The organism is Bacillus cereus group sp. BfR-BA-01360 (assembly GCF_022663595.1).
Taxonomy (GTDB): Bacteria; Bacillota; Bacilli; order Bacillales; family Bacillaceae_G; genus Bacillus_A; species Bacillus_A cytotoxicus.
The window spans coordinates 25,995-38,532 of record NZ_JAKUFV010000006.1 but is presented as its reverse complement, the minus strand read 5'-3'; the positions used below and the strand labels follow the sequence as shown (position 1 = coordinate 38,532).

The window sequence follows — 12,538 nt, the reverse complement described above, 5'->3', positions numbered from 1 at the left end:
GAATACTCAAAATGAGAGAGAAATATAGTAGGTTTTTCGATGAGAAAAAATGGTTGATTTATGGGATAGCTTTGTTTATAGGTGTAGCCATGGGGATGATTTCTCCCCTTGCTACTACACATATGGTACACCATCATATAGGGAATATAGGGGTTGGAGCAGTGTCCTCTTCTTTTTTTCTATTCATTGCTCTTGGTTCGCTTTATTTAGACCGTAAGATGCGAGGGAAAGACATTCACTTTACGATAGTGATAGGGTTATTATGTGCCAGTGTAGGATCAGTTTTATTTCCTTTTGTAACAAGTGTGTTTCTATGGTTTCTATTGATGTCCATTATGGGGATGGGGATTAGCTTCAATCTAGTTGGTATACAAACAGGTTTGCAAAAAGTAACAAAAGAAGATATTCGTGCAGCGGTTAGTGGATTGTATACATTCTCTTTTGCTATGGGATTGGTTGTTAGCTCAGTTTTTGGGCCGATTATGTATCAATATAAAGCATGGTTGCCGTTTCTAATTGGTAGCATGTCCTTAGGGATGGGAGCGTTGCTCATCTATAGCAAGCTGAAGGGTTTCTTTTTACTAGCAGCTTATCCAGAAGAAAAGGTGATGTCAAGAATTAAATTACCGTTATTGGGAGCGTTTACTTATGGTTTTTCTGAAACGACATTGATTACTTTATATCCAATGTTTTTGTTATCCCAAAGCTTTAACCTCTCTGAAATAGGATATGCATTAGGTGTTTTTGTAGTTGGAGGTATTATTGGTGCAATTCCAATCACATATGTCGCAGACAAAATAGGAAGGGGAAAATGTTTGGCGATTTGTCTGTTTATTGCAATTTTTGTTGTGTTAGGAATTCTTGTTTACGATGATTTAGTGAGTAAATTAATATTTTCATTTCTTGCAGGGTTTGCGATAGGGCCTTTATATCCATTAACGTGGGCTTTATCTATTCAACGTTTGAATGAACGGGAGTTGCCATCGGGGACAGCTCTATTTAATATCACATATGGTTTAGGTTCTACAATTGGACCGTTTCTTTCAGCGGTTATTATGAGAGTGCTTGGGAACGAGCATATATTTAGTTTATGTTTATTGCTTTTTATAGTGCTTCTTATTTGGGTGGTTACGATGAAGAAAGATACAAACAGTCATATATTTATGAAAGATTTTTGAGTTCTATATAAATAAAAATGGTTGATCAGAAGGAGCGAATCATAATGAAGCGAGTTAAAAGGGAGAAGAATTGTAAGTTATCTATAGCAATTGGAAAAAATATCGAAGGGGAATTATATAAAAAAGAAAATATTGGGCGATTGTTAATGGAAGCAGCAGATGAAAGAAAAGATAGTGGAATTACCTTTATTCAAAACGATGGAGTTGAGGATTTTTTATCCTATGAATCTCTCTTAAATCGTGCGGTACGATGCCTTGGTGGATTGCAGAAAAAAGGGATTCAGCAAGGACAACATGTCATGCTGGTATTGGAAGATAGTCGTGATTTTATTATATCATTTTGGGCATGTATACTCGGAGGGATTATACCTGTACCACTTGTTTATCCGACTTCGCTGAAGATGAAAAATTCGATTTTGGATAAATTATTTGTTGTATGGAATTTATTAGAGAAACCGGTTATTTTATCGGATGATCATGTCGTGAATCATCATGAAAAGATTGAATCGCTTCTAGCGGTAAAAGGAATGGAATTTCTTTCGATATCAACATTGTATAGTGCGAATGAAGGAGGAGAAATCAATCTTGCACCTTCTGATACACCTGCCTTTATTCAATTTAGCTCGGGAAGTACGAGTGTACCGAAAGGTGTTATTTTAACGCATCGAAATTTATTAACAAATATAGAGGCAATGATAGCAGGAATTCATCTCAATCATGAAGATAAATCGTTTAGTTGGATGCCTTATCATCATGATATGGGGTTAATTGGTTTTCATTTAGTACCAACAGCAAAAGGGATTCATCAGTTTAATATGAGTCCGATGAAATTCGTCAAAAGACCAAATTTATGGCTGGATTATATAACAAAACATCGTATTACACTCACTGGTTCTCCTAATTTTGGATATCGTTTACTGTTAAGTAGAGCAAAGGAAGAGCAGTTTAAGAAGTGGGATTTACGATCTTTGCGATTAATTTTTAATGGAGCAGAGCCTATTTCCGTTTCGTTAATGCGTGAATTTATGAGTAAATTGAAACAATGTCATTTAAGAAAAGAAGCGATGTTTCCAGTTTATGGGATGGCGGAAGCTTGTTTAGCTGTCAGTTTTCCAAAGTGGAATGATGAACCTTTCGTGAATTGTATAAACCGTAAAACGCTAGTTTCAGAATCGAGGGTAGAGAAATGTCTAGAAACAGATCGGCAAGCGATGTTGTTAGTTGAAGAAGGTTCTCCTGTAGCAGGAATGAAAATTCGGATTGTGGATGAAGTTGGAAATGTTGTCCCAGAAGGAATAGTGGGCGAAGTGCAAATATATGGTGAAAATGTAACAGATGGGTATATATATAATGATCGTGTTACAAAAGAATCAATCCAGGATGGATGGTTAAAGACGGGGGACACGGGTTTTCTACTGAATGATAGACTTACAATAGTAGGACGAATTAAAGATATTATTTTTGTGAATGGTCAAAATTTTTACGCTCATGATATAGAGGGAATAATTGAAAAGATAGAAGGAGTTAAACCTGGTCGCATTGCAATTTGCGGCTGGCACGATGAAAAAGAAGAGAAAGATAAAGTGGCTCTTTTTTCGAGTCTTCCTATTAAACAAAAAGACACGAACAAAATATATTCTAAAATTGTTAGTCGTGTGAATGAACTGATTGGAATCCCGATTGACTACGTAGTTTTAACGCCGTCTATACCGAAAACGACCAGCGGTAAAGTACAACGTTTCGTATTAATTGACGCATTTAAAAACAATAAATACGAAGGGAAAGTGCTTAGTAGAACGGATTTAAGTGTCGGAGTACAAGATGAAAATATAGTAGAAAAACAAGAAAAGAAAGAGAAACAAAAGACTATGGAGTTTGGTAAGTATGCAGAGAAAATTCGAGAAATATGGTCGGAAGTTTTAGAGATTCCTTTGGAGCATACGCCGTATAATGAATCATTCTTATCATTAGGTGGTACATCTATTAAAGCTATTCAAATACTAGGCTATCTTGAAGATGAATTATCATTAACTCTCAGCCATGATATTTTAATCAATTGTCGTACAGTGAATGAAATGGATGAGTATATTGTGAAAGTTGTACAAGGGAATGAAGGGATTGAGGGTGGAAAGGTAAAGGTTTCTTCTCGGAAAATGTCAGAAGAATATGAAGGTGATATTGCTGTTATTGCTCTATCGTGTCGTTTTCCGGATGCTTCAACTCCAGAAGCTTTTTGGGAAAACCTTGTTCAGGGGAAATGCAGCATTAAAGAAATACCATCTGATCGATGGAGCGTAAAGGATTATTATAATCAAATTCCTCAATTTGGAAAGACGTATTGCCGTAAAGGGGCCTTTATTCAAAATCCGTATGCATTTGATGCGAGTTTATTTAACATATCAGAAGAAGAGGCAGCTATTATGGACCCGCAGCAACGTATGATTCTTGAACTCACATATGAATTGATAGAAAGAGCTGGTTATACGACGCAGATGGTTGATGGAGAAAAAGTGGGGCTTTTTATTGGAGCAGGTATGAATTCTTACTATGAATACCATTTAAGTACGTTAAATCGTCAAAACTTACAAACGTTCGATAGTTTTAAGGCTCTTCCGAAAGTGCAACAAGAAGCTATTATGAATGAGTGGAAAAAGAAATTTGGAATCATGGCAGCGCATCCTAATATTTTAGTAGATAACATTTTAAATATGATTGCAGCACGTACATCGCAAGAATTTAACTTTAAAGGTCCAAGTATGGTTGTTGATACAGCGTGTTCTTCATCATTAGTCACTCTTCATATGGCATATGAGTCGTTAAAAAGAGGGGAATGTGAAGTTGCGATTGCTGGTGGTATTAATTTATTGTTAACGCCAGCTCCATATATATTTTTTAGCCATGCAGGAGCATTATCTTCCAGCGGGCGTTCCATGGTGTTTGATGAACAAGCGGACGGATTTGTTCCTGGTGAGGGAGCGGGTCTTGTTATGTTAAAGACTTTAAAGAAAGCAAAGGCAGATGGAGATAAAGTATTAGCGACTATAAAAGCGAGTACGATTAATAACGATGGTCGTTCTATTGGAGTTATGGCGCCAAATCCAGATGGACAAAGAGAAGTTATTGAGTCGTTGTATGTGGAAAATGAAATCAGTCCTCAAACAATTCAATATGTTGAGGCACATGGTACAGGGACACGGGTTGGTGATCCGAGTGAAGTGCGTGCGATTGATACTGCATTTCGTAAATGGAATGTAGGCCAACAATCCATTGCAATCGGCTCTGTAAAAGCAAATATCGGACATTTGCTAGGAGCAGCAGGAATTGGAAGTTTCATAAAAGTGATTATGTCACTACTGCATCGCAAAATGCCACCGAATATAAATATCTTTACTCCAAATCCGATGATTAAATTAGAACAAACGCCATTTTATTTATTAGATGAGCCGAAAGAATGGAGTAAGGAAAAAGGGGTTCCGAGAAGAGCTGCAATTAACTCGTTTGGATTTGGTGGAACAAATTGTCATTTAATTGTAGAGGAAGCATCAGAAACAAAAGAAGTGAAAGTAAATCAAGCGATAGAGCTTCCAAAACATGTATTATGTTTATCTGCTCATAGTGAATCTGCATTACAACAAAAAGTGACAAACCTTATTGCGTGTTTAGAAGACTCTTACGAATATTCTTTAGGGGACGTATGTTATACAGAAAATGTAACAAGGACACCTTTGAAGCATCGTTATTCTGTAATCGCAAGTTCAATAGATGATTTAATAGAGAAATTGAAAAATAGTTCATTAGACAATACGATGGTGCAAGCATCTCCTAAAGTTGCGCTCATGTTTACTGGTCAAGGTTCACAGTATGCAGGAATGGCGAGACAGTTATATAAACTTGTTCCACGGTTTAAAAAATATGTAGATGATTGTTCGGAAGCATTTTATCCTATTTTAAATCAAAGTATTGTGGACTTATTATATGTAGAAGCAAATGAGTCTCTACTTGCTCAAACTCATATTACGCAACCAGTTGTATTTACAATCGATTATGCTCTTGGAAAATTACTTTTAGATTTAGGTGTGAAGCCTGCGTGTATGTTAGGTCATAGTGTAGGTGAGTGGGTGGCTGCTTGTTTATCAGAAATGATTACGTTGCAAGATGCAGCAAGGCTTGTAGCGATTAGAGGGGAGTTGATGAATGAAATTCAAACAACTGGCGCAATGACAGCTATATTTAGTTCAATCGCTACAATTGAACCGTTGCTAGAACCATTTAAAGATTCTTTATGGTTTGCTGGCTATAATATTACGCATCAAGTCATTTCAGGACAAGCGGAAGCGATGGAGAAGTTTTTAAGTTTGCTTGAGAAGAAAGGGATTGTATTTAAAAAATTAAAAGTTTCACAGGCATTTCATACACCGCTCATGGAACCGATGCTAGCGCCATTTAAAAAGGAATTAAGTGCAATTACATTTAATAAACCGAAAATTCCTATTGTTTCTAATGTTACAGCGGAGTATATAAGCCAACCAATTCATCCGGAATATTGGCTAGAGCATATTCTTGGAACTGTGAAATTTGAGCAAAGTATGAAATATGTCCTTGATAAAGGAATTAATATTTTTGTGGAAGCAGGTCCTGATAAAGTATTGACCAGTATGGCAAACGGCCTTATTTCTTATAAAGACAAATGTCTTATTTCGATGATTGAACGAAAAAAAGAAAATTGGGATGTATATGTCAATGCAGTGAGTAAATTGTACACGCTAGGTGTAAATATAGACTGGAAAACATTTATGAAGGATTATGGGAATGAACGGGTTATATTGCCCTCTTATCCATTTGAACACAAGATTTTTAAACCGGATTTTGGAGAAGAACTTCGTTTTATGGACTGGCTTTATGAATGGAAATGGGAGATGGAAACACCTCTTTATATAGAAAATGACAAACGAGGCTCTATTCTTGTTTTCGACGATGAACAACAGGTAGGAAAAGAAGTATGTGGTATTTTGGAGCAGATTAATACTTCGGTTTATGTGGTCATTCCTGGTAATGAATTTCACTATGATGGAGATACACGTTTTACAATTCGTCCTGAAAGCATCGAAGATTATATGATGATGTTACAGCATATACAAGGGGATAGTATCTCTATTATTCATTTATGGAATGGTACAAAAGAAAGTGTAACTCCAACATTATTTCTTCAAGATGAAAGTGCGTTATTTCAAACATCTTATAGCATTATATTGATGGCAAAAGCTTTAAAGATAAAAGCATATAAGAATGTAGAATTTATAGTTGTTACAGATAGAGCCTTTGCCGTGTTACAGGATGAGGAAATTCAAAAACCGCAGCAATCTATATCTGCGGTAATTGGGCAGGTAATTGATCAAGAAAATAGTGAATTTAGCAGTTGTATATTGGATGTAGACAACAGGGCATATGAGAATAAATTTGCAGAATTAGCAGAACTCATTGTACGCGAATTAAGTATGGGTAGACAGGAAGAAGCGATTGTTGCGATTCGAGGTGGTAAACGCTTTGTTCGAAAACTAGAAAGAATTGTGCCTAGTAAGAAACAGGAAATTACAATACAAGATAATGAAACATATGTCATTACTGGAGGAACGGGGCATATTGGTGGAGAGATTGCACGCGCTTTTTTTAAAAAAGCAAAAGTGAATTTGGTTTTAACAGGAAGAGAGCAACTGCCTTCTAGAGAAGAGTGGAAGAAGGGAAATTTGAGTTCGAAAGTAGTAAGTAAAATAAATGTAATACAAGATTTAGAAAATCAAGGAGCGAAAGTTGAATACTTTGCAGTAGATGTTACAAATGAACAAAAAATGAAAGAAATGATACAAGCTGTTAAGCAACTGTATGGTTCTATACATGGTGTTGTACATGCTGCGGGAACTATTCATCATTCTGCAGGTAAACTTTTAAGTAAAGATTTAAACGACATCCAGCAAGTGATGTCTTCAAAGGTACAGGGCACAATCATAGCCGATATGGTAACAAGACAAGAACCATTGAAATTTTTTGTAACACTATCTTCTATTTCAGCATCTAAAAAGATATGGGCGGCAAATTTGGGGGACTATGCAGCAGCGAATGCTTTTTTAAATGGTTATAGTCAGTATAGAAAGAATACTGGTGCACCTGGTCGTTCGTTATCTATAAATTATTCTTTATGGGCTGATAAAGGGTTGTCAGAAATGTTTGGGGATTTATCTGCTCTTGCAGTAAAAGCGCAAAAACTAAATCCGCTTTCATCAGAAGGCGGAACGCAAGCATTTTTTGAAGTGCTGCAATATGAGGGGAAAAGTGTTGTTCATATTCTCGATCGGCAGGAAGATTGTGTAGCAAACAATGTAGCAGAAAAGGTGGTCGTATTATCTCCTTCCAATGAGCCTGCACATCCTGTTCGCTATAAAACTGCAAAAGAAATAAAAGAAATTGTGTATCAAGTAATTGCGGCAGAAATAAATTGTGATGCTGAAAGTCTTGAAGTTACAAAGAATTTCTTGGAGTTATCGATTGATTCATTAAAAGCTACGAAAGTGATTGCGGAAATTGGAAAACAATTAAATACAGAATTATATCCTACTTTATTATTTGAATATCAAACCCCAGAAGCACTAGCTGAATATATTGAAAAAACGTATGCAGTAAATCGTCAAGAAAAGGTAGAAGTGAGGCAGAAAGAAAAGATAGGTAAAGATGAAGAATCGGTAAAAGATATCGCAATTATTGGTATGAGTGTTCGAATACCTGGGGCAAATAATTTAGAAGAATACTGGAAGATATTACGAGAAGGGGAATGTATGATTCAAGAGGTTCCAGAGGATCGTTGGAGAAAAGAATATCATTATAGTTCAGATCAAGGGATATTGCATAAAACTTACTCTAAACACGGTGGGTTTATTGAGAGACCATATGACTTTGATCCGTTATTCTTCGGCATGTCCCCGAAAGAAGCGGAAGCAACTGACCCACAACAAAGAATCTTTATGCAAGTTGCTTGGGAAGCTTTGCAACAAGCGGGTTATGGTGGAAAGCATCGAACAAATCAGATCGGTGTGTTTGTCGGATGCGAACAGAATACGTATATGGAGCACTTTATTGGATATCGTTATTACATGATGATGAAAGATGTATTAGAGAAAGAGAACACTTTTGCACATCTTCCTCTGTCAGATCGCCAAAATCTTCTTAAACAGATGGTACGTATATTAGAGCCTGGACAACTAGTGGCAGATGCAATTGCAGGAAATGGATTGAATGAGGTCGCTGCAAGGGTTAGCCATTGTTTAAATTTAACGGGACCAAGCATGATTGTAAATACCGCTTGTTCGTCTTCTCTTGTTGCTCTTCATCATGCATGTCAAAGTATACGACAAGGTGAAACGAATATGGCGATAGCAGGAGGTGTGAATTTAAACTTATCACCTACGCCATTTGTTAGTTTGAGTAGAGTGACAGCCTTATCATCCAATGGAAACTGTTATCCTTTTGATGCAAGGGCAAATGGTATGGTTTTATCGGAAGGAGCAGGGGCAGTTCTTCTGAAATCATTAGAGCAGGCAATGGAAGATGGGGATCATATATTTGCTGTTATTAAAGGATCGGCTATTAATAACGATGGACGTTCTCAAGGCATTACAGCACCGAGACCTCAAGGACAGGCAGAAGTGATTCGAAGCGCATATTTGAATGCGAATGTTCATCCAGAAACAGTCTCGTATATTGAGACGCATGGAACGGCAACACCATTAGGAGATCCAATTGAAGTAGAGGGGATGACTCGCGCTTTTCGTACTTTTACAGATAAAGAAGGTTTTTGTGGGATTGGATCTGTCAAATCATCTATCGGTCATATGCTTTCAGCAGCAGGGATTGTTAGCCTTGTTAAAGTAGCGCTTGCGATGAAACATAAAGTGATTCCGCATACAGTCAATTATGATACGCCAAATCCAAATTTAGATTTTCAACATTCACCGTTTTATGTAGTAGCGAAACAACCTCAAATTTGGGGTGACGAGAAACAAAATCATCCGCTACGAGCGGGTGTAAATGCTTTTGGGTTTGGTGGGACAAATGCTCACGTTATCCTTGAAGAGGCACCAATTTTGCAAAGAAAAGTGAATCATTCTGTACCTGAAATGAAAAGGCCTTCTTTATTGCTGCTTACTGGAAGAACAGAGAAGGTAATCCAAAACGTGGCAATGCGTTTAAAAGAACATATGAAGCAGAATCCAGATCTTTGTGTTCCCGAAGTTTGTTATTCTATGAATAGTTCGCAAAAAGAGTTATCGTGCAAAGTAGCAACGGTGATTAAATCGAAGGAACATCTTTATTCCGTTTTAGAAGCGATTGAAATGGGAAGAGAACGCTCTGAAGTGATAAAAGGTCGTTCAAATCCAAATAAACGAATGACAACTCATTTTCTATTTGATGGTACATTATGCTTGGATAAAGCACATATAAAGCAATTGAATGATACATTTTCTATTTTTCACGCAGCGTATAAAAAGTGTTTAGATGTGTTTGAAACGGAAGAGAATGAAAATAGTACTTCTTATCGACAAATACAAAGTTTTTCGTGTCAATATGCGATTGGAAAATTGTTGTTGCATTCTGGAATACAGCCTAAAAGTTTCGTGTGTGAAGGAATTGGGATTCTTGTTGGGGCTGCGTGCACAGGAATCATTACGGTAGAAGCGGCAATCCAATTTATTAAAGGGAATAAAAATCTAACAAGTGAAATTTTGCAAAATAGAAACGATACAGAATATAAATATACGATTATAACTCCGATGGGAATTATCCATAAAGAGCATACGGATATTTTAAAATCTTTATGTATGACAGATATGCAGTATACGATAACGACAAAGGATGTTGCCGAATATGTAGATAAGAATGATGTTGTGATTCAATGCGGAATAAGTAAGAGTGATTTGCAAGGAAGATTAATATCAATGGATATAGGCAAAGTTTCTGATTCGGTACATGAGCTTCTTTTGTGTATGGCTAAACTTTATACGTTAGGTGTGAACTATAATTCAGTTGCATTTTTTGAAGGAAATGAGAACCGAATACCGTTACCAACATATCCATTCGAAAATAAAATGTACAAAGTTACGTTCGAAGATGAAAACATATATAAAGAAGCACTTTCTAATACGGAGTTACACCAAAAGAGTAATCTAGTTGAAAGAGATGTGCATAAATTAGTTCCACTTCATCTAGATGAAACTGTACAGGATTCTGAAAAAAGTAAAAATATGAAACAGCTCAATCATGACTTAGTCATGTTATTTGGAAACATAATTCAATAAGGATCAAATATTGTGATTGGATAGCGACATAGCGTATATAGAATAGTACCTATGTTGCTATTCATTATTTATATTCTAGAATACAAAGTCACCTGGAATGATAGCAGTTTTATTTCATAGAGCGGTAAGGAGAAAGGAAACGATAATATGATTTATAATTTAGATGAGAAGATAAAAAAAAAGGTTGTTTTTCTATTTTCAGGACAAGGCTCTCAATACTATCAAATGGGAAAGGAATTATTTTTTCGTTTTAATCGCTTTCAAGAAATCGTCATGGACTTCGATCGAATTGTACAAGATTGGATTGGGAAATCAGCTGTAGAAGAATTATATGGTACAAAGCAAGTAGCACATTCGTTTACAGAAACAATGCTGACGCATCCGTCTATATTCATAGTGGAATATGCGTTAGCTCGCTTTTTAATCGAAAGTGGTATTAAGCCTGATTATGTAGTGGGAACGAGTTTAGGTGAATTTACTGCATTGGCTGTATCTCAAGTAATGACACCAGAATCAGCGCTAGCATGTGTGTTAAAACAGGCGCAACTGGTAGAAAGAGATTGTGAACCAGGAAATATGTTGTTGATTCAAGAAGATGTGAGTTTGTTTTACGAGACAGATTATTTATATTGCCGAAGTGATTTGGCAGGAATACAATCGAATCATCATTTTGTCATATCTGTAGTGAAACAGAATATGAAAGAGATAGAACAATTTTTAAGATTACATAATATAAACTATTATAAGTTACCTATTTCTCATGCATTTCATTCGACTTCCATGGAGGTAATAGCAAATGAATATAAGAAATTCTTGAGCAAAATAAAATATAATAAAGTGAATATTCCGTTAGTTTCTTCGGTAGATGGACAAATGAAGAAAGAAATATCATCTGATTACTTATGGGAGGTTACGAGAAAGCCAATCTATTTTTGTAAAGCGATATGTACGCTGCAGAAAATATGTTCTGATGCCGTATTTCTTGACTTAGGTCCAGGGGGGACGCTTCATAATTCATTGCGATATATAGGAAATCAAAATACTTCTTATCATAGTTTCCCTCTTATGAAGCCTTATCAGAATGCTGTTTGTGTTGAACAAATAAAAGAGTGGATCCGATAGTAGGGAGGAGTTACTGTTGAAACTTTCTAAATTAATAGCCGTTCAATTAACTGAAGATGTTCCTATGATAGATTTAGAGATTATTTTGTCTTTTGTAAGTCAACAAAAGCGCAGTAAATTGAAACAATATAGAAATATGAAAGATGTTCGCAGATCTCTTGTAGCGGAGTTAATTATTAGATTAGAAGTTCTGAAACAAGTAGAAATGAATAATGATGAGATTATATTTTTAAATAATGCCTATGGAAAACCGTTTTTACAAGGCCTAGATTTTTTCCATTTTAATATTTCCCATGCTGGTGAATGGGTGGTATGTGCATTTGATGGTATGTCTATCGGAGTGGATATTGAAAAAGTTGAGCGGATTGATCTTGATATAGCAAAACATGTTTTCTCGAAAAAGGAATACGAAAATTTGATGTTACAAAATGAACAGAAACAATTAGAGTGTTTTTTTGAATATTGGACAGCAAAAGAAAGTTATATAAAGGCTATTGGAAAGGGACTGTCTATTCCTTTAAACTCTTTTACAATTGATTTTGAACGGGCGAGTATTATTGCTGAGGAAACAGAATCAAAAGATTGGATGCTGAAGTCGTATGAACTCGACCTACAGTATAAGGTGACACTATGTACGAAAAATGCGTCATTTCCTGAAGATATAATGATACGAGAGGAAAAACAAGTGTATGATGAAGTGTTATCATACGTGATGAATCGCATAACAAAGTAAGTATACATAAAATGCTTGTAAACAAATGAAGGGTAGCAGTTTCCCTTTTTTATCATTTCTATCGGTTACATGATGAAATCTTACACTTCTGTAAGGTAAGTGTAAGGAAGTTCGATGGTAACAAATTGTCAGTCTTTTTATAATAAAGGTAACAAAGATGA

4 protein-coding genes are annotated in these 12,538 nt (G+C 35.9%); all 4 read left to right on the top strand.

Annotated elements, in window-relative coordinates:
- Positions 1-11: 11 nt before the first annotated feature.
- The 4 genes from MR056_RS07740 (at position 12) to MR056_RS07725 (ending at position 12,377) form a co-directional block, all read left to right on the top strand.
- Entirely contained in the window at positions 12-1,178 is a 1,167-nt protein-coding gene (locus MR056_RS07740) for an MFS transporter (RefSeq protein ID WP_012095653.1), read from the top strand.
- A 44-nt stretch (positions 1,179-1,222) separates the two neighbouring features.
- Entirely contained in the window at positions 1,223-10,522 is a 9,300-nt protein-coding gene (locus MR056_RS07735; protein ID WP_087099255.1) for a type I polyketide synthase, read from the top strand.
- 147 nt (positions 10,523-10,669) lie between these two features.
- A complete protein-coding gene (locus tag MR056_RS07730; protein WP_087095386.1) occupies positions 10,670-11,644 on the top strand; it encodes an acyltransferase domain-containing protein in 975 nt (324 codons plus the stop codon).
- A gap of 16 nt (positions 11,645-11,660) precedes the next feature.
- On the top strand, positions 11,661-12,377 hold the full coding sequence (locus MR056_RS07725) for a 4'-phosphopantetheinyl transferase family protein (protein WP_087099253.1): 717 nt from the start codon (positions 11,661-11,663) through the stop codon (positions 12,375-12,377).
- Positions 12,378-12,538: the final 161 nt, after the last annotated feature.